The 19,274-nt window shown below is 69.9% G+C and carries 16 protein-coding genes and 2 tRNA genes; 13 read left to right on the forward strand and 5 right to left on the reverse strand.

Features of this window, described 5'->3' with window-relative positions; translation table 11 throughout:
* Positions 1-5 precede the first annotated feature (5 nt).
* Positions 6-143 (reverse strand): 50S ribosomal protein L34, encoded by a 138-nt coding sequence (rpmH, locus tag AB4K12_RS15295; RefSeq protein ID WP_003949374.1) that lies wholly within the window; start codon positions 141-143, stop codon positions 6-8.
* Positions 144-570: 427 nt separating this feature from the next.
* Between rpmH and dnaA the strand changes: the two genes are divergently transcribed.
* The 10 genes from dnaA to AB4K12_RS15345 all read left to right on the forward strand — a co-directional run bounded on the left by dnaA (position 571) and on the right by AB4K12_RS15345 (position 13,900).
* Positions 571-2,412 (forward strand): chromosomal replication initiator protein DnaA, encoded by a 1,842-nt coding sequence (gene dnaA, locus AB4K12_RS15300; RefSeq protein WP_368434729.1) that lies wholly within the window; start codon positions 571-573, stop codon positions 2,410-2,412.
* 961 nt (positions 2,413-3,373) lie between these two features.
* Positions 3,374-4,504 (forward strand): DNA polymerase III subunit beta, encoded by a 1,131-nt coding sequence (dnaN, locus tag AB4K12_RS15305; RefSeq protein WP_086567668.1) that lies wholly within the window; start codon positions 3,374-3,376, stop codon positions 4,502-4,504.
* A gap of 164 nt (positions 4,505-4,668) precedes the next feature.
* Positions 4,669-5,547 carry a phosphogluconate dehydrogenase (NAD(+)-dependent, decarboxylating) gene (gene gnd / locus AB4K12_RS15310; RefSeq protein ID WP_368434730.1) on the forward strand — a complete coding sequence of 293 codons (879 nt, stop codon included), beginning with the start codon at positions 4,669-4,671 and terminating at the stop codon, positions 5,545-5,547.
* Between the two features lie 35 nt (positions 5,548-5,582).
* A complete protein-coding gene (gene recF, locus AB4K12_RS15315) occupies positions 5,583-6,707 on the forward strand; it encodes a DNA replication/repair protein RecF (RefSeq protein WP_362256102.1) in 1,125 nt (374 codons plus the stop codon).
* Between the two features lie 13 nt (positions 6,708-6,720).
* Positions 6,721-7,263, forward strand: a complete 543-nt coding sequence (locus AB4K12_RS15320) for a DUF721 domain-containing protein (RefSeq protein ID WP_368434731.1) — start codon at positions 6,721-6,723, stop codon at positions 7,261-7,263.
* A 336-nt stretch (positions 7,264-7,599) separates the two neighbouring features.
* A complete protein-coding gene (gene gyrB, locus AB4K12_RS15325; protein ID WP_368434732.1) occupies positions 7,600-9,639 on the forward strand; it encodes a DNA topoisomerase (ATP-hydrolyzing) subunit B in 2,040 nt (679 codons plus the stop codon).
* Positions 9,640-9,690: 51 nt separating this feature from the next.
* Complete coding sequence (gene gyrA, locus AB4K12_RS15330; protein WP_368434733.1) at positions 9,691-12,321, forward strand: DNA gyrase subunit A; 2,631 nt, start codon at positions 9,691-9,693, stop codon at positions 12,319-12,321.
* A 462-nt stretch (positions 12,322-12,783) separates the two neighbouring features.
* The gene (locus AB4K12_RS15335) at positions 12,784-13,458 is read left to right on the forward strand and encodes a DUF3566 domain-containing protein (protein ID WP_368434887.1); all 675 of its coding nucleotides are present in this window, start codon (positions 12,784-12,786) and stop codon (positions 13,456-13,458) included.
* Between the two features lie 72 nt (positions 13,459-13,530).
* Positions 13,531-13,604, forward strand: a tRNA-Ile gene (locus AB4K12_RS15340).
* 161 nt (positions 13,605-13,765) lie between these two features.
* Positions 13,766-13,900, forward strand: coding sequence for a DLW-39 family protein (locus AB4K12_RS15345; protein ID WP_003958712.1), 135 nt, complete (start codon positions 13,766-13,768; stop codon positions 13,898-13,900).
* 197 nt (positions 13,901-14,097) lie between these two features.
* Here AB4K12_RS15345 and AB4K12_RS15350 read toward each other — a convergent pair whose 3' ends face one another.
* Positions 14,098-15,225, reverse strand: coding sequence for a serine/threonine-protein kinase (locus AB4K12_RS15350; protein ID WP_368434734.1), 1,128 nt, complete (start codon positions 15,223-15,225; stop codon positions 14,098-14,100).
* A gap of 51 nt (positions 15,226-15,276) precedes the next feature.
* Complete coding sequence (locus AB4K12_RS15355; protein ID WP_086568698.1) at positions 15,277-15,822, reverse strand: DNA-binding protein; 546 nt, start codon at positions 15,820-15,822, stop codon at positions 15,277-15,279.
* 117 nt (positions 15,823-15,939) lie between these two features.
* Here AB4K12_RS15355 and AB4K12_RS15360 point away from each other — a divergent pair.
* A tRNA-Ala gene (locus AB4K12_RS15360) sits at positions 15,940-16,012 on the forward strand.
* Between the two features lie 112 nt (positions 16,013-16,124).
* Here the strand turns inward: AB4K12_RS15360 and AB4K12_RS15365 are convergent.
* Together AB4K12_RS15365 and AB4K12_RS15370 are read right to left on the reverse strand one after the other, a co-directional pair.
* A complete protein-coding gene (locus AB4K12_RS15365) occupies positions 16,125-16,361 on the reverse strand; it encodes an acyl-CoA carboxylase subunit epsilon (RefSeq protein WP_368434735.1) in 237 nt (78 codons plus the stop codon).
* 199 nt (positions 16,362-16,560) lie between these two features.
* Positions 16,561-17,208, reverse strand: a complete 648-nt coding sequence (locus AB4K12_RS15370; protein ID WP_368434736.1) for a DUF5324 family protein — start codon at positions 17,206-17,208, stop codon at positions 16,561-16,563.
* Positions 17,209-17,434: 226 nt separating this feature from the next.
* Here AB4K12_RS15370 and AB4K12_RS15375 point away from each other — a divergent pair, with 226 nt between their 5' ends.
* Together AB4K12_RS15375 and AB4K12_RS15380 are read left to right on the forward strand one after the other, a co-directional pair.
* Positions 17,435-17,962, forward strand: a complete 528-nt coding sequence (locus AB4K12_RS15375; protein WP_368434737.1) for a peptidylprolyl isomerase — start codon at positions 17,435-17,437, stop codon at positions 17,960-17,962.
* 128 nt (positions 17,963-18,090) lie between these two features.
* Complete coding sequence (locus tag AB4K12_RS15380; protein WP_368434738.1) at positions 18,091-18,954, forward strand: rhomboid family intramembrane serine protease; 864 nt, start codon at positions 18,091-18,093, stop codon at positions 18,952-18,954.
* The last annotated feature ends 320 nt before the right edge of the window (positions 18,955-19,274 follow it).

Genomic DNA, 19,274 nt, shown 5'->3' on the forward strand with positions numbered 1-19,274 from the left:
ACTGGTCAGGCCGACAGGCGGGCGCGACCCTTGCCACGGCGGGACGCGAGGATCGCGCGGCCGGCACGGGTGCGCATGCGCAGGCGGAAGCCGTGGGTCTTCGCGCGGCGGCGGTTGTTCGGCTGGAAGGTGCGCTTGCTCACTCGGGGACTCCAGAAATGAATTGATGGCGGGACATCGCCTGGCTGTCACCGTGCGCCCGCGAGGAGCTCGCAATACGCCCAAGTGCACCGCTTCATAACCATGACCGGTTAGGATCATGATCTTTGCCCATCGGAGGCAGGCGGCAGCAGCCATCGACAACTCGACCTGGTCACGGTACGCGCGGTTACGCCATCCGGTCAAACCGGCAGTGCACCAGGCATACACCGTAGCTTCTTCAGGGCCGGAACGGCGCCACGCGCCACGGCATGGCACATTTGTACACACCCTGTGGACAACGACTTGAACCGCACCACTCGCCCTGACTACCGTGACTGAACTCCGAATCCTTCCCGCCCGTCCCGAGAACCACACATTCGTGGGACTCCCGGACACCCCCCGTGACCAGTGACTGAGAGAGCGTGCCCTGTGGCTGACCTGCCCGCCGATCTTGCCGCAGTGTGGCCGCGCGTGCTCGAACAGCTCCTCGGTGAGGGGCGGGGCCAGGGCGTGGAGAGCAAGGACGAGCACTGGATCAAGCGGTGCCAGCCGCTGGCGCTGGTGGCCGACACCGCGCTGCTGGCCGTGCCGAACGAGTTCGCCAAGGGCGTCCTCGAGGGCCGGCTGGCCCCGATCGTCAGCGAGACCCTCAGCCGTGAGTGCGGCCGCCCCATCCGGATCGCGATCACCGTCGACGACTCCGCGGGCGAGCCCCCGGCCCCGCAGGCCCCGGAACCCCGCCAGCAGCCTCCGCACGGCTCCGGCCAGGGCGGCCGGGACACGTACGAGGGATACGGGGACCGCGGCGGCTACGAGGGCCGTGACGCCTACGGCACCCGGCCCGGCGGCGACGACCTGCCGTCCGTACGGCCCGCCTACCCCGACTACCAGCAGTCCCGTCCCGAGCCCGGCGCCTGGCCGCGCGGCTCGGCGTCCGCCGGCCCGTCCGGCGGCGACCGCGGCGACTACGGCTGGCAGCAGCCGCGGCTCGGCTCCTACGGCGAGGGCGAGCGTGATCCCTACGCCTCCCCGTCGCAGTACGAGCAGCAGTCCTACGAGCAGCAGCCGGACTACCGCTCGCCGGAACGGCCCGAGCGCATGTCCTACGAGCAGCAGCGCCGGGAGCTGCCCGACGTCCCCGCCCGCGGCGGCTCCGCGTCCGGCCCCGGCCCGCACACGGACCGCTCCTCCTCGTCCTCCGGCTCCGGCACGTCCTCGACCGGTGGCGCCGCGGAGCCGACGGCCCGGCTGAACCCGAAGTACCTCTTCGACACCTTCGTCATCGGCGCGTCCAACCGCTTCGCCCACGCGGCGGCGGTCGCGGTCGCCGAGGCGCCGGCCAAGGCGTACAACCCGCTGTTCATCTACGGCGAGTCGGGGCTGGGCAAGACCCACCTGCTGCACGCCATCGGGCACTACGCGCGCAGCCTCTATCCGGGCACGCGGGTGCGCTACGTGAGCTCCGAGGAGTTCACGAACGAGTTCATCAACTCCATCCGCGACGGCAAGGCGGACGCGTTCCGCAAGCGCTACCGCGACATGGACATCCTGCTGGTCGACGACATCCAGTTCCTGGCGAGCAAGGAGTCGACGCAGGAGGAGTTCTTCCACACCTTCAACACCCTGCACAACGCCAACAAGCAGATCGTGCTCTCGTCGGACCGGCCGCCCAAGCAGCTGGTGACCCTGGAGGACCGGCTCCGCAACCGCTTCGAGTGGGGCCTGATCACCGACGTGCAGCCGCCGGAGCTCGAGACCCGGATCGCGATCCTGCGGAAGAAGGCGGTCCAGGAGCAGCTCAACGCTCCGCCGGAGGTCCTGGAGTTCATCGCGTCCCGTATCTCGCGCAACATCCGTGAGCTCGAGGGCGCGCTGATCCGGGTCACGGCCTTCGCCAGCCTCAACCGGCAGCCGGTCGACCTGGGCCTGACCGAGATCGTGCTGAAGGACCTGATCCCCGGCGGCGAGGACGCCTCCCCGGAGATCACCGCGCCGGCCATCATGGCGGCGACCGCGGACTACTTCGGGCACACCGTCGAGGACCTGTGCGGCGCCTCGCGCAGCCGGGTGCTGGTGACGGCCCGGCAGATCGCCATGTACCTGTGCCGCGAGCTCACCGACCTGTCGCTGCCGAAGATCGGCGCGCAGTTCGGCGGCCGCGACCACACGACCGTGATGCACGCGGACCGCAAGATCCGTGCGCTGATGGCCGAGCGGCGCTCCATCTACAACCAGGTGACCGAGCTGACGAACCGCATCAAGAACGGCTGACAGAGCCTTACGAGGGCCTGCGCGAGGGCGCTTCGGGACGTTTTCCCGGGGCGCCCTTCGCCGTTCCCGGGCGCCTGTGGAGCCTTCCGGAGGCCGCTCGGACGACCCTCGGACGGCACCCGGACGGCCTCCGAACAGCCTCCGAACGACCCCAAGACAGCCCCTGGAGCACCCCCGCGCCGTCCCCGGAGCGTCCCCAGCCCGTCGCCCGCGGCCTCGCGCCTGTTCGAATTGGGGTCCTGACCTGGCGGTTCTCCACAGATTCGGCCCCAAGTCCCCGTCCACACCCTGGGGACCGGGAAGTTATCCAGATGATGTCCACAGACCAGGCTGTTGATATGCCATCAGGCGAGGTCAGAGGGGTGTGGATTTGTGGTCGACGGGGTTCCACAGCCTGTGGACAGACGATCTGTGCACAGCGGCCCCGGAGGTTGTCCACCGGCCGCCCACAGGAGGACCGGTGTTATACACAGTCTTTCCACACGACTGTCCACTGTTCGGCAACGAAACACCCAAGCTCACCGCACCGAGTGAAAGGCGTCACACCAAGCTGCCGGGTTGGCCTGTGGGCAACGTGGGTAAACCTGGGGACGCACCTGGGGAGAAGTGGGGCCTGCCTGTGCACCGGGTGTGCAGAACTTTCCGTGGTCCACAGAACCCCCCGGTTATCCACTGCCGTCACCCACAGGGCCGGTGGACAAAAAATCCGGCCTGACCTGGGAAAAGGAAGTTTTCCACGGTTTCCACAGGCCCTACTACTACGACCACTGAGATGTAGCGGAGAACTCGTTTCGAAGTGGGTGCTGTGGATGAAGCGGCTGCACGCCGCGCCACGCCCCGGACCTCGACTTGACCGCCACCCGCACCGACTGTCAGCGGCGTGCGTCAGACTGGTCTCCGGCGACTGAAGCCGACGAAGAAGCCAGCAGGGCGAGCCAGCAACAAGCAGGAGGCGGTTCCGGTGAAGATCCGGGTGGAGCGCGATGTACTCGCGGAGGCAGTGGCCTGGGCGGCCCGCAGCCTCCCGGCCCGTCCGCCGGTGCCGGTCCTCGCGGGGCTGCTGCTGAAGGCCGAGGACGGCTCGCTGAGCCTGTCCGGCTTCGACTACGAGGTCTCCGCCCGCGTCTCCGTCGAGGCGGATGTGGAGGAGGACGGCACCGTCCTCGTCTCCGGCCGCCTGCTCGCCGACATCTGCCGCGCACTTCCCAACAGGCCTGTGGAGATCTCCACCGACGGCGTGCGGGTCACCGTGGTCTGCGGCTCCTCGCGATTCACACTCCACACACTGCCTGTGGAGGAATACCCGGCCCTGCCCCAGATGCCGACCGCCACGGGCACCGTCCCGGGCGAGGTCTTCGCCTCGGCCGCCGCCCAGGTGGCCATCGCCGCCGGCCGCGACGACACGCTCCCGGTGCTCACCGGCGTGCGGATCGAGATCGAGGGCGACACCGTCACCCTGGCCTCCACCGACCGCTACCGCTTCGCGGTCCGCGAGTTCATGTGGAAGCCGGAGACCCCGGACATCTCCGCCGTCGCCCTGGTGCCCGCCAAGACGCTGCTGGAGACCGCCAAGTCGCTCAGCGGCGGCGACACCGTCTCGATCGCCCTGTCCGGCTCCGGTGCCGGCGAGGGCCTGATCGGCTTCGAGGGCGCCGGCCGGCGTACGACCACCCGCCTCCTCGAGGGCGACCTGCCGAAGTACCGCACGCTCTTCCCGACCGAGTTCAACTCCGTCGCCGTGATCGAGACCGCCCCGTTCGTCGAGGCCGTCAAGCGCGTGGCGCTCGTCGCCGAGCGCAACACCCCGGTCCGTCTCAGCTTCGAGCAGGGCGTGCTGATCCTGGAGGCCGGTTCCAGCGACGACGCACAGGCTGTGGAAAGGGTCGACGCCCAGCTCGACGGCGACGACATCTCGATCGCCTTCAACCCCGGCTTCCTGCTCGAGGGCCTGTCCGCGATCGATTCGCCGGTCGCCCAGCTGTCCTTCACCACGTCCACCAAGCCGGCCCTGCTCAGCGGCAAGCCCGCCGTCGACGCCGAGGCCGACGAGGCGTACAAGTACCTGATCATGCCGGTGCGCCTCTCGGGCTGACGTCCGGGGAAGGTCGCGGTCCACAGGGCCGCGACCGCCTGTGGACCGGGGCGCTCTCACCCGATGAGCGCCCCAGCCCACAGCTGTGCACGGACCCTCGGGCGTAGGCTCGGGAGCACGTACCTCCGGTACGCATCGGACGACTACGGCATGAAGGATCACTGATGGAGCTCGGTCTCGTCGGCCTCGGCAAGATGGGCGGCAACATGCGCGAGCGCATCCGCCGCGCAGGCCACACCGTCATCGGATACGACCGCAACCGCGACCTGGCGGACGTCCACAGCCTCAAGGAGCTTGTGGACGGCCTGCAGGGTCCGCGCGTCGTCTGGGTCATGGTCCCGGCCGGTGCCGCGACCCAGTCCACCATCGACGAGCTCGCCGAGCTGCTGTCGCCCGGCGACATCGTCGTCGACGGCGGCAACTCCCGCTGGACCGACGACGAGAAGCACGCCGAGGAGCTGAAGGCCAAGGGCATCGGCTTCGTCGACTGCGGCGTCTCCGGTGGCGTCTGGGGCCTGGAGAACGGCTACGCCCTGATGTACGGCGGCGACGCCGAGGACGTGGCGAAGGTCCAGCCGATCTTCGACGCGCTCAAGCCGGAGGGCGACTTCGGCTCGGTCCACGCGGGCAAGGTCGGCGCCGGCCACTTCGCCAAGATGGTCCACAACGGCATCGAGTACGCGATGATGCAGGCCTACGCCGAGGGCTGGGAGCTGCTGGAGAAGGTCGACTCCGTCACCGACGTGCGCGAGGTCTTCCGCTCCTGGCAGGAGGGCACGGTCATCCGCTCCTGGCTGCTCGACCTGGCCGTCAACGCCCTGGACGAGGACGAGCACCTGGACGGCCTGCGCGGCTTCGCCGCCGACTCCGGCGAGGGCCGCTGGACGGTCGAGGCCGCCATCGACAACGCCGTGCCGCTCCCCGCGATCACGGCCTCCCTCTTCGCGCGCTTCGCCTCGCGCCAGGAGGACTCCCCGCAGATGAAGATGATCGCCGCGCTGCGCAACCAGTTCGGTGGCCACGCGGTCGAGACCAAGAAGTAGAACCCAGCACAGCCGGGGGAGGTCGGCGCGCAACCATGCATGTCTCGCATCTGTCGCTCGCCGACTTCCGCTCGTACGCCCGGGCCGAGGTGGCCCTCGACCCGGGCGTCACGGCCTTCGTGGGCCCCAACGGCCAGGGCAAGACCAATCTCGTCGAGGCCGTCGGCTATCTGGCCACCCTCGGCAGCCACCGGGTCTCCTCCGACGCGCCCCTGGTGCGCATGGGCGCCGACCGCGCGATCGTCCGCGCCGCCGTGGTCCAGGGGGAGCGGCAGCAGCTGATCGAGCTGGAGCTCAACCCGGGCCGGGCCAACCGGGCCCGGATAAATCGTTCCTCCCAGGTCAAGCCGCGCGACGTGCTGGGGATCGTGCGCACCGTGCTGTTCGCCCCGGAGGACCTCGCTCTGGTCAAGGGCGACCCCGGGGAGCGCCGCCGCTTCCTGGACGAGCTGATCACCGCGCGCGCCCCGCGCATGGCGGGCGTGCGCTCGGACTACGAGCGCGTCCTCAAGCAGCGCAACACCCTGCTGAAGTCGGCCGCGATGGCCCGCCGCCACGGCGGCCGCGGCATGGACCTGTCCACCCTCGACATCTGGGACCAGCACCTGGCCCGCTCCGGCGCGGAGCTGCTGGCGCAGCGGCTGGACCTGATCACCACGCTGCGGCCGCTGGCCGACAAGGCGTACGAGGAGCTCGCGCCCGGCGGCGGTCCGGTCTCCTTCGACTACCGCGGTCCGGCCGGCGTGGAGGGTGCCCGGACCCGTGAGGAGCTGTACGAGGTCCTGCTGGCCGCTCTCGGCGAGACGCGCAAGCAGGAGATCGAGCGCGGCGTGACGCTCGTCGGGCCGCACCGCGACGAACTGCTGCTCAAGCTCGGGCAGCTGCCGGCGAAGGGCTACGCCAGCCACGGCGAGTCCTGGTCGTACGCGCTGGCGCTGCGCCTGGCGTCGTACGAGCTGCTGCGCTCGGAGGGCAACGAGCCGGTGCTGGTGCTGGACGACGTCTTCGCCGAGCTGGACGCCCGCCGCCGCGAGCGGCTGGCGGAGATGGTGGCCCCCGGCGAGCAGGTGCTGGTGACGGCGGCTGTGGACGACGACGTCCCGGGCGTCCTGGCGGGCACGCGGTACGCGGTCGCCGAGGGCAGGGTCGAGCGCGCGTGAACGGACACCGGTCATGAACGGACACGGCGAGAAGCCGGCGGCACCCAGAACCCCCGAGCCCTCGGGCGTGGACCTGGCGCGGGTGGCGCTGCGGGCGGCCAAGGAGCAGGCGCGGGCCAAGGGCAACGCCGCGCAGCAGAAGAAGCAGGTGCGCCGTGGCGGCGGCCTGCGCTCCGGCGCGCGCGCCGACGGGCGCGATCCGCTGCCCCTGGGCGCGGCCATCAACCGGCTGATCACCGAGCGCGGCTGGGAGACGCCCGCCGCGGTCGGCGGGGTGATGGGCCGCTGGCCGCAGATGGTGGGCCCGGAGGTGGCGCTGCACTGCGAGCCGCAGCGTTACGACGAGGACGCCCGGGTGCTGACGGTGCAGTGCGACTCGACGGCGTGGGCGACGCAGCTGCGGCTGCTGGCGCCGACGCTGGTGGCCCGGCTGAACGACGACCTGGGCCAGGGAACCGTGAAGATGATCAAGGTGCTGGGGCCCGGCGGCCCCGGGCGCCGGTACGGGCCGCTGCGCGCCCCCGGGAGCACGGGACCGGGCGACACCTACGGGTGATCCAGTGCCCTGGATTGACCTTCGGGCGTCGCGGCGGTGAACGGAGTGACGCCCGCCGACGGCTGAGACTCCGCTCACGGTAGCGGGCGGTTGACAGCTCGAAGCGCTGAGTGCCGCTGTGAGCCTCTTGGAGCCCCGGTCCCCATATAGGGAGTCGGCTGATGCCGGTTCAGGGCGGCACATGAGGACCCAGGCACCGCCAAACCCCCATTCATGTCAGTGCCACCGGTACACTGTGTAGTAATCCCGCCGGAATCGCGGGACTCGTCGATACACGCTGAACGACGCAGCCGCTCCTGCCTGCCCCGGACACCCCCGCCGCAGCAGGGAAGGCCTGTGCTGTGCCAGAAAGGGCGCTTCGTGGCCGATTCCGGCAACCCCAACGAGAACACCAACCCCTCCGAGACCCCGGGCACCGTGCCCGGAGGCGAGGCGTCGTCGTACGACGCCAGCGCGATCACGGTGCTGGAGGGACTGGACGCGGTCCGCAAGCGCCCCGGTATGTACATCGGCTCCACCGGTGAGCGCGGTCTGCACCACCTTGTGTACGAGGTCGTCGACAACTCCGTCGACGAGGCCCTGGCCGGTCACGCGGACACCATCGACGTCACGCTCCTCTCCGACGGCGGCGTGCGGGTCGTGGACAACGGCCGCGGCATCCCGGTCGGCATCGTGCCCTCCGAGGGCAAGCCCGCCGTCGAGGTCGTCCTGACCGTGCTGCACGCGGGCGGCAAGTTCGGCGGCGGCGGCTACGCCGTCTCCGGTGGTCTGCACGGCGTCGGCGTCTCGGTCGTCAACGCGCTGTCGACGCGCGTCGCGGTCGAGGTCAAGACCGACGGCTTCCGCTGGACCCAGGACTACAAGCTCGGCGTCCCGACCGCCCCGCTGCAGAAGAACGAGGCGACCGACGAGACGGGCACCTCCGTCACGTTCTGGGCCGACGGCGACATCTTCGAGACCACCGAGTACTCCTTCGAGACGCTCTCGCGGCGCTTCCAGGAGATGGCCTTCCTCAACAAGGGCCTGCGCATCTCGCTGACCGACCTCCGCGTCGACCACGTCGACGAGGAGGGCAAGGCGCTCGCGGTCGAGTACCACTACGAGGGCGGCATCGTCGACTTCGTGAAGTACCTCAACTCGCGCAAGGGCGAGCTGATCCACCCGACCGTCATCGACATCGACGCCGAGGACAAGGAGCGCATGCTCTCCCTCGAGGTCGCGATGCAGTGGAACAGCCAGTACAGCGAAGGTGTCTACAGCTTCGCCAACACCATCCACACCCACGAGGGCGGTACCCACGAGGAGGGCTTCCGCGCCGCGCTGACGGGTCTGATCAACCGTTACGCCCGCGACAAGAAGCTGCTCCGCGAGAAGGACGACAACCTCACGGGCGAGGACATCCGCGAGGGTCTGACCGCGATCATCTCCGTCAAGCTCGGCGAGCCGCAGTTCGAGGGCCAGACGAAGACGAAGCTGGGCAACACCGAGGCCAAGACGTTCGTCCAGAAGGTCGTCCACGAGCACCTCACGGACTGGCTGGACCGCAACCCCAACGAGGCCGCGGACATCATCCGCAAGGGCATCCAGGCCGCGACGGCCCGCGTCGCCGCCCGCAAGGCGCGCGACCTGACCCGCCGCAAGGGCCTGCTGGAGACCGCCTCCCTGCCGGGCAAGCTGAGCGACTGCCAGTCGAACGACCCGACCAAGTGCGAGATCTTCATCGTCGAGGGTGACTCCGCCGGCGGCTCGGCCAAGTCCGGCCGGAACCCGCAGTACCAGGCGATCCTCCCGATCCGAGGCAAGATCCTCAACGTCGAGAAGGCGCGCGTCGACAAGATCCTGCAGAACACCGAGGTCCAGGCGCTGATCTCCGCCTTCGGCACCGGTGTGCACGAGGACTTCGACATCGCGAAGCTCCGCTATCACAAGATCATCCTGATGGCGGACGCCGACGTCGACGGTCAGCACATCAACACCCTGCTGCTCACCTTCCTGTTCCGCTTCATGCGGCCGCTGGTCGAGGCCGGGCACGTCTACCTCTCCCGCCCCCCGCTGTACAAGATCAAGTGGGGTCGCGACGAGATCGAGTACGCCTACTCCGACCGCGAGCGCGACGCCCTGATCCAGCTCGGCCGGGAGAACGGCAAGCGGATCAAGGACGACTCGGTCCAGCGCTTCAAGGGTCTCGGTGAGATGAACGCCGAGGAGCTGCGCGTCACCACGATGGACGTCGACCACCGCGTGCTCGGCCAGGTCACCCTGGACGACGCCGCGCAGGCGGACGACCTGTTCTCGGTGCTCATGGGTGAGGACGTCGAGGCACGACGCTCCTTCATCCAGCGCAACGCCAAGGACGTCCGCTTCCTCGACATCTGAGCCTGTCGGCCCACGAGAAACAGCCGCAGCGCGAAAGGACTTTGAACACCAATGGCCGACGAGACCCCTGAGACTCCCACCGCTCCCGTGCCCGAGGTGACGCCCGAGGGCGCGCCCGCGCCTCTGGAGGGCGTGGGGATGCGTGTCGAGCCCGTCGGGCTCGAGACGGAGATGCAGCGCTCGTACCTCGACTACGCGATGAGCGTCATCGTCTCGCGTGCGCTGCCCGACGTGCGGGACGGCCTCAAGCCGGTGCACCGCCGCGTGCTCTACGCGATGTACGACGGCGGCTACCGCCCCGAGAAGGGCTTCTACAAGTGCGCCCGCGTCGTCGGCGACGTCATGGGTACGTACCACCCGCACGGCGACGCCTCCATCTACGACGCCCTGGTGCGCCTGGCGCAGTCCTGGTCGATGCGCATGCCGCTGGTGGACTCCAACGGCAACTTCGGTTCCCCGGGCAACGACCCGGCCGCCGCCATGCGGTACACCGAGTGCAAGATGATGCCGCTGTCCATGGAGATGCTCCGGGACATCGACGAGGAGACCGTCGACTTCCAGGACAACTACGACGGCCGTAACCAGGAGCCGACGGTCCTGCCGGCCCGCATCCCCAACCTGCTGATCAACGGCTCGGCGGGCATCGCGGTCGGCATGGCCACCAACATCCCGCCGCACAACCTGCGCGAGGTGGCCGAGGGCGCCCAGTGGTTCCTGGCGAACCCCGAGGCGACGTCCGAGGAGCTCCTCGAGGCGCTCATGGAGCGCATCAAGGGCCCCGACTTCCCGACCGGCGCCCTCGTGGTGGGCCGCAAGGGCATCGAGGAGGCCTACCGCACCGGCCGTGGCTCGATCACCATGCGTGCGGTGGTCCAGGTCGAGGAGATCCAGAACCGCCAGTGCCTGGTGGTCACCGAGCTGCCCTACCAGGTCAACCCGGACAACCTCGCGCAGAAGATCGCCGACCTGGTCAAGGACGGCAGGGTCGGCGGCATCGCCGACGTCCGTGACGAGACGTCCTCCCGCACGGGCCAGCGCCTGGTGATCGTCCTCAAGCGGGACGCGGTCGCCAAGGTCGTCCTCAACAACCTCTACAAGCACACCGACCTGCAGACGAACTTCGGCGCCAACATGCTGGCGCTGGTGGACGGCGTGCCGCGCACCCTGTCGCTGGACGCCTTCATCCGCAACTGGGTCACCCACCAGGTAGAGGTCATCGTCCGGCGCACCCGCTTCCGGCTGCGCAAGGCCGAGGAGCGCGCCCACATCCTGCGCGGCCTGCTCAAGGCTCTGGACGCCATCGACGAGGTCATCGCGCTGATCCGGCGCAGCGACACCGTCGACGTCGCCCGCGGGGGCCTGATGGGCCTGCTGCAGATCGACGAGATCCAGGCCAACGCGATCCTGGAGATGCAGCTGCGCCGCCTGGCGGCCCTGGAGCACCAGAAGATCACCGCGGAGCACGACGAGCTCCAGGCGAAGATCAACGAGTACAACGCGATCCTCGCCTCGCCCGAGCGGCAGCGGATGATCATCAGCGAGGAGCTCGCCGCCATCGTCGACAAGTTCGGCGACGACCGGCGCTCCGAGCTGATCCCCTTCGACGGCGACATGTCCATCGAGGACCTCATCGCCGAAGAGGACATCGTCGTCACCATCACCAACGGTGGCTACGTCAAGCGCACCAAGACCGAGGACTACCGCTCGCAGAAGCGCGGCGGCAAGGGCGTACGGGGCACGAAGCTCAAGCAGGACGACATCGTCGACCACTTCTTCGTCTCCACCACGCACCACTGGCTGCTGTTCTTCACCAACAAGGGCCGGGTCTACCGCGCCAAGGCCTACGAGCTGCCGGACGCCGGCCGGGACGCGCGCGGCCAGCACGTGGCCAACCTGCTGGCCTTCCAGCCGGACGAGAAGATCGCCCAGATCCTCGCCGTCCGCGACTACGAGGCGGCGCCCTACCTGGTGCTCGCCACCAAGTCCGGCCTGGTGAAGAAGACCCCGCTCAAGGACTACGACTCGCCGCGCTCCGGCGGTGTCATCGCCATCAACCTCCGCGAGACGGACAGTGGCGTGGAGGACGAGCTCATCGGCGCCGAGCTGGTCTCCGCCGAGGACGACCTGCTGCTCGTCAGCAAGAAGGCCCAGTCCATCCGCTTCACCGCGACGGACGAGGCGCTGCGCCCCATGGGCCGGGCCACGTCCGGCGTCAAGGGCATGAGCTTCCGCGAAGGGGACGAGCTCCTCTCGATGAATGTGGTCCGTCCCGGTACGTTCGTCTTCACCGCCACCGACGGTGGCTACGCGAAGCGGACGAACGTCGACGAGTACCGCGTCCAGGGCCGCGGCGGCCTCGGCATCAAGGCCGCCAAGATCGTGGAGGACCGCGGATCGCTCGTCGGTGCTCTGGTGGTGGAGGAGACTGACGAGATCCTCGCCATCACGCTGAGCGGCGGCGTGATCCGTACACGGGTCAACGAAGTCAGGGAGACGGGCCGTGACACCATGGGCGTCCAACTGATCAACCTGGGCAAGCGCGATGCCGTCGTGGGCATCGCCCGGAACGCCGAGGCCGGTCGCGAGGCTGAGGGTGTCGAGGACTTGACCGACGCAGCCGGCGGCGACGGGTCCGAGGCGGCCGAGGGTGTCGCGCCCCCGGTCGAGGACACCGAGGAGTAATTCGTGAGTCGAGCCACGGGCACCGCCGACGGCGGTGCGGGTACCAAGCGGCGGGACCCTGCCCGGCCCGCCACCGGCAAGACCGGTGCCCGTGGCTCGGATACGGATACGGATACGGCCAAGCCCGTCGACGCCGACGGGAAGCCGGCCGGGAAGCCGTCCGCCGAGCCGACGGAGAAGCCGGCCGCCCAGGCGGCCGACAAGGCGGCCGGGACCAAGCCGGACGCCAAGGCCGAGGCCAAGGCCGAGATCAAGGCAGCTGACGCCAAGACCGAGGCCAAGGCGGCCGACGTCAAGGCCGACCCCCGGGCCGCGGTCGCCAAGGGCGAGGCCGGGAAGACCGGCGACGAGACGGTCGCCATGAAGAAGGTCGCCGCCGACAAGGCCGGTGACAAGAAGGCCGGCGCGGACGGCGCCGGCTCCGGGGACGGCGGGGCCGGGCCCGCAGGCAGGGGGAAGACTGTGACGGAGACCCGAGGTCCGCAGCCGTACCACCCGCCGAAGGCCTACGAGCCTCCGGCCGAGCGTTCCGCTTCCGGTGCCGCTTCTGCTTCGGGTTCCGCTTCCGGTTCCGCTTCCGGTGCCGCGGCGCAGCCCGCCAAGGCCGCGGCCGACGGCAAGGGCGCCAAGGGTGCCAAGGCCGCCAAGAACGCGGGGAAGACCGTCCCCGCCGCCCGGCAGGCGCCCGAGCGGGCCGCCGACCGGGCCGAGGCCCCCGCGGCGCGCCCGGCGGCCCGTACGGCCCCGGCGGACGTCACCGCCCCTCGTACGCGCAAGGCCCGGCTGCGGGTGGCCAAGGCCGATCCGTGGTCGGTGATGAAGGTCAGCTTCCTGCTGTCCGTCGCGCTGGGCGTCTGCACCATCGTGGCCGCGACGGTGCTGTGGCTGGTCATGGACACCATGGGCGTCTTCTCCGCCGTCGGCGGCACGGTCAGCGACGCCACGGCCTCCGGTGAGGGCGGCGGCTTCGACCTGGAGTCGTTCCTGTCGCTGCCGCACGTCCTGCTCTTCACCTCGATCATCGCGGTGATCGACGTGGTGCTGGCGACGGCTCTGGCGACGCTGGGCGCCTTCGTCTACAACCTCTCGGCGGGCTTCGTGGGCGGCGTCGAGCTCACTCTCGCCGAGGACGAGTAGCACTCGTGCGCACGGGGCCCGGACACGATTTTGGGACTGGGCCCCACGTGCGCTAATCTTTCGGTGTCGCGAGGGGCTATAGCTCAGACGGTTAGAGCGCTTCCCTGATAAGGAAGAGGCCACAGGTTCAAGTCCTGTTAGCCCCACTCGCACGATCGGCCCGGACGGAATTCTCCGTCCGGGCCGATCGCTTTTGGGAGTTCGCCGGCCGTGGGCGGACCGGACGCAGGTCACCGATCGGTATCGGCCGGTGTGTATCATCGGCCCCCAGAGGTCCCCTCACGTCAAGGAAAGACGAGGTCGCGCGGTGAAGAAGCTGCTCCTGGTCGCACTGGCCGCCATCGGCGGGCTCCTCGTGTACCGGCAGATCCAGGCGGATCGCGCCGAGCAGGACCTGTGGACGGAGGCGACCGACTCCGTGCCCGCAGGTTCGGGTGTGTGAGCCACAACAAGCCTGATGCAGGGCCCTGACCGCTTCGGCGGTCGGGGCCCTGTCTCGTTTCCGCCGGTGCCGGCCAGCGCCCGCCGGGGGCGGGCGCGGCCGGGCGCCCCACCGGGCGGAACGATTTTGTTGCGTTCGCAAATAAAATGATTGCGAAAGTGAAGAATGTCCCGTCTGGAATGTCCCGTCCGGGCCGGTCAGCCCGCCGTGAGCGCCCACACCCCCACGGCGATGCAGAGCAGCGCCACGATCAGCACGGGGACGGCCACCTTCGCCGGCGGCCCCGAGTGCCCGCGCGCGGCCCGTACGGGCACCGCCGGGGCCTGGCGGGCCGAGGGTGGCGGCACGGCCCGGGGGACGGGCTGCGGGGCCGTGTAGGGGCGTGTGGGCGGGTAGTTCGGGCGCGGCGGGACCTGGGGAGGCCCGGGTGGCGGCATCGGGTGGCGCTCCGGCCCCTCCGGGCCGAATCCCGGCGGCAGCGGGCCCAGCTGGTCGAAGACCTCGATCTCCTCCTCGTCGGCGGGCCGTTCGCCCAGCAGCTCGACGGCCGCCGCGAGGGCCTTCCGCGCCCCGGCGGCCGTACGGAATCGGGCGTACGGGTCCGGGTGCAGCAGGCTCGAGATCACCTCCCACAGGGGCGCGGGCACCTCCTCGGGGGCATTCGGCACCCCTTGTTCCCGAAAGTGCTCCACCAGTGCCTCGGCGTCCGGTTTCCGGCCCGTGAGCAGATAGAGCGCCACCAGGCCGACGGCGAAGAGATCGGCGGGGAAGTCGGGCTCCTCGCCCAGCATTTGCTCCGGCGCGAAGTAACCGGGCGTGCCCATCACAAAGTTGGTGTCGGTCAGCCGTGGCTCGCCCTTGCGCATGGCGATCCCGAAATCGGAGAGCCGTAAATGCGGCCGGCCCGTACCGGTCGCCTCCAAAAGGAGATTGGCGGGCTTGATGTCCCGGTGCACCACGCCTTCCGCGTGCACCGCCGTGAGCCCGGACAGCAGCTGATCCAGGAGAACACACACGAAATGCGGTGGTAACGGCCCATAGTCACCGATGAGATGGGCCAGCGAACCGCCGCCCACCATCTCCATGGTGAACAGCACCTTGTCGTCGTCCGCCGCCCAGCTCATCGGCGCCAGCACATGCGGGTGGTCGATGCGCAGCGCCTGCTCGCGGACGAACCTCAGCAGCGTGTGGGCGTCGCTCTGCTGCAGCACCTTCGCCGCCACATAGCGCCGCCGTCGCTGGTCCCAGGCCCGCCAGACGGCTCCCACCCCGCCCCGCCCGATCGGGTCCACCAGCTCGTACCGCCCAGCGAAGACCTCACCCATGTCCGACGCGTCGCCCCCGCTTCCCCCGGCACCGGTCCCGCCCCGGCACGGTCAGCTCTGATGCGCCTCGTAGTGCGCGACGGCCTCGGCCGTCCGTCCGGCGCCGTACACCCGGAGGAACTCGGCCAGTTCGGGATGGGTGGGGGCGAGCGTTCCGGCGGCGTCGATGATGTCCCCCGCGCCCGCCACCGACCGCAGCAGCGACTGGATCTCGCGCACCACCCGGCGCACGGTCGGCGCCCCGCTGCTGGCGGTGGTCTGCGTGGAGTTGAGGACGGAGCCGCCCGAGCTCTTCTTGACCTCCTCCATCCGCTCGGCGGCCTCGGCGGCGCTCACGCTGCCGTCGGCGACCTGGCTGGAGAGCTCCTGCAGGGCCTGGACCCGCTGGACGACGGCGGGGTTGCCGATCTTGGCTCGCTGACCGCTCATCAGCTGGGACAGCATGGGCGCCGACAGGCCCAGGACGGACGCGAGCCGGGCCTGGTTGAGGCCCAGATCGTCGATGAGGCGACGGAAGAGCGCCCCCAGAGGCTCCCCGTACCAGCTGCGCTGCAGCTCCCGTGCGCGGGCGGTGGCTTCCTGCTGTGCTGCGTCCATTCGCTCTCCCCTTCGCTTCGCTGCAGCGAATCTTGCGGTGCATCCTACGGAGAGTGGTGGGTCGCGGCGATACCCGGTCGGGAAACACTCCAGGCACCGGGTAGTCTGGTCCCCGACGGGGCCTTAGCTCAGTTGGTAGAGCGCTGTCTTTGCATGGCAGATGTCAGGGGTTCGACTCCCCTAGGCTCCACAAGAAAAACCCCCTGACCTGCGCACATGCGGGTCGGGGGGTTTTGCTGTAGGGCGCCGGCGCGAACTCTTGCGCAACGGCTGCGACCGCTGGGATCCATGTGATCCGTGGGTCAGAAAACGGTGTTCCGCAGCCGGGGGCTCGTCCAACAGGCCGGTGGCCGGAACGCGGCGAGCGTCGTCCAATGGGGCGTGGGCAGCGCCGCGCCACCCGCCGGGGAGTCGTCCTCCGCCTCGCCCGAGCACAGGGCGAGGCCGATGACCAGCGCGGCGAGCTCGTCGGGGTCGGGGCGGCCGCGCGTCACCCGAACCGTGGTGGGGTCGAGGGCGCCGGACAGGTCGTCGTTCATGAGCGGGGCCTTACTGCCGTACCGGGTCGCTGAAGGGACGCCTTCCACCGTGCGCCCGATCACCGGCGGACGGGAAGCCGGGTACCTCCGGACGAGTGACGGCCGCGCGGACGACGGAAACCTGGAGGAACGACGACGGGCCCGGAGACCCCGTGGGTCTCCGGGCCCGCTCCCGGTCGTCCGCCCGTCTTCGTGCCGGTCAGCGCGGCGGGCCGTTGTCGTCCGGGGACGACGCCTCCGTGTCCGCCCGGTCCTGCTTGGCCTGGACCTCCGGGTCGAGGCCGGCGGAACTGCCGTCGACGGAGGTCAGAGAGGACCGTTCGCCGGGCTCGGTGGCCTCCGGGGGCTCGACCAGCCAGTCGGGGTTGGCCTGCTTGTCCCACCACTTCCACACGGCGACGGCCGCGCCGACGAGGACGCCCAGCACCACCAGGCGCTTGGCCGCCCGCCCCGCCCGGCCGCGGCGGCACCGGCGCTTGCCGAGCTTGCGCACGTCCTCCGCCGAGACCTCCCCGCGCAGTGCGGCGAGCGCGGCCGTGCCACGGGAGAGCGCCTCGTCCCGCACCGGCTCGGCGACGGCGCGGGCCCGCACGGCGGCGTGGTCGATCCTGGGCGGCAACGCGTCCCGGGCGTGTTCGAGGCGGGGATGGAGGTGCGCGTCGTACTGCGAGCGGGCCTGGTGCGCCGCCTCGGCCACCTTGGGGGCGAGCCGGGTGCGGGCCTCATGCGCGTAGTGCACGGCCGTGTCCTTCGCGGTGCCGGCGTAGGGCGCCACCACTTCCGCGGCGTGGCGCACGCTGTCCTTGGCAGTGTTGGTCGCGGCGCGCACGCTGTCCTTGCGGGTCACGAGAACCTCCTCCTCGGTGGCGTATGGTTTGTCGCCTTTCCACCCATTGAAAAATCATGCCTGCCGATGGGCGGTGCGGCATGTGCGAGCGGGCATCCGGGTCAAAGGGGGGCTTCGGTCGACAATGCCATGCTTCGCCGCCGCGCGCGGGGCTTTGATGGTTACTCGCCGCGAAGGCGCCGTGCGAGGATCGTCAGTCGTCAGCGAAGACTATGGAAGGTAGATCGTGGCTGAGCAGCTCTACGCCACCCTGAAGACCAACCAGGGCGACATCGAGATCCGGCTTCTCCCGAATCACGCGCCCAAGACGGTCGCGAACTTCGTGGAGCTCGCGAAGGGCGAGCGTGAGTGGGTGAACCCCGAGACCGGGGAGAAGACCACGGACAAGCTGTACGACGGCACGGTCTTCCACCGCGTCATCGAGGGCTTCATGATCCAGGGCGGTGACCCGCTGGGCAACGGCACGGGCGGCCCCGGCTACAAGTTCAAGGACGAGTTCCACCCCGACCTCGCCTTCACCAAGCCCTACCTGCTCGCCATGGCCAACGCCGGCCCGGGCACCAACGGCTCGCAGTTCTTCATCACCGTGTCGCCCACCGCGTGGCTGACGGGCAAGCACACGATCTTCGGCGAGGTCGTCAACGACGCCTCGAAGAAGGTCGTGGACGCCATCGCGACCACGCAGACCAACCCGCGCACCGACCGCCCGGTCAACGACGTCGTCATCGAGTCGGTCGTCGTCGAGACGCGCTGACCCCGAGGCCGTACGGTCCCACGGGAACCTGCCGCCCCGCCCGTGCGTATGACGGGCGGGGCCGCGCGGTGCGGACAGGGCACACCGGCCCAGGGCCGACCGGCCCGCGACAGGGGCAAGGGGAGAGCATGAGCGACCAGGCCGTCCGCTGCTACCGGCACCCGGACCGGGAGACGGGCATTCGCTGCACCCGCTGCGAACGTCCGATCTGCCCCGAGTGCATGGTCAGCGCCTCGGTCGGCTTCCAGTGCCCGGAGTGTGTGAGCAGCGGTTCCGGTACGGGTCACGCCCCCCGCGCGAACGCCCCGCGCACGGTCGCGGGCGGCGCCCATGTGGACGACCCGCGCCTGGTGACCAAGGTCCTCCTGGGGATCAACGTCGCCGTGTGGATCGCCGTGATGGTCACGGACGGCATCCTGCTCGACAGCCTCGAGCTGTTCGGGCGGGCGGCGCTGACGGAGGGCGGCCCGCTGGAGGGCGTCGCCGAAGGACAGTGGTACCGCCTGCTGACGGCGACCTTCCTGCACCAGACGCCGATGCACATCGCCTTCAACATGCTCTCGCTGTGGTGGCTCGGCCCCCCGCTCGAGATGGCCCTCGGCCGCGCCCGCTTCCTGGCGCTCTACCTGCTGTCGGGCCTCGGCGGCAGCGCGCTGACCTATCTGGTCGCCCCCGAGAACCAGCCCTCCCTGGGCGCCTCCGGTGCGATCTTCGGGCTGCTGGGCGCCACGGCCGTGCTGCTGCGCCGGCTGAACTACGACATGCGCCCGGTCATCATCCTGCTGGTGCTCAACCTGATCTTCACGTTCACCTGGAGCAACATCGCCTGGGAGGCCCACGTCGGCGGCCTGGTGGTGGGCACGGTGGTGGCGTACGGGATGGTGCACGCGCCCCGCGAGAAGCGGGTGCTCGTCCAGCGACTCACCTGCGCGGCGGCGCTGCTGGCGATCATCGTCGTGGTGGGCGTGCGGACGCTGCAACTGACGCCATGAGGCGGTCGTGACCCGCTGAACGGGCCCGTTTCCGGGCCCCGTCGCCCCTCACCCACACCGGTGGACGCACAGGTTGTCCACAACGAGTGGGGAATCTTGTGCACGACGTGGGGAACATGTGTTCGTGGCCGCCGTCACGCCCCTGAGCTGGGTTTCTGCCCCCGGATACCGGGGCCGCCATCGATACGCAGCGCTCGCGATCAGTCACACCGGCGTCAACTTCTGGGAAGTTATCCACAGACAGTCTGAGTTTTTCCCCACTGTGGACGAGGGTGTGGATAACTCCACGGCAAGTTCAGGGCAGGGTTTTACGGGTGCGG

The sequence above is a fragment of the Streptomyces sp. C36 genome, assembly GCF_040932295.1.
GTDB lineage: Bacteria > Actinomycetota > Actinomycetes > Streptomycetales > Streptomycetaceae > Streptomyces > Streptomyces triculaminicus.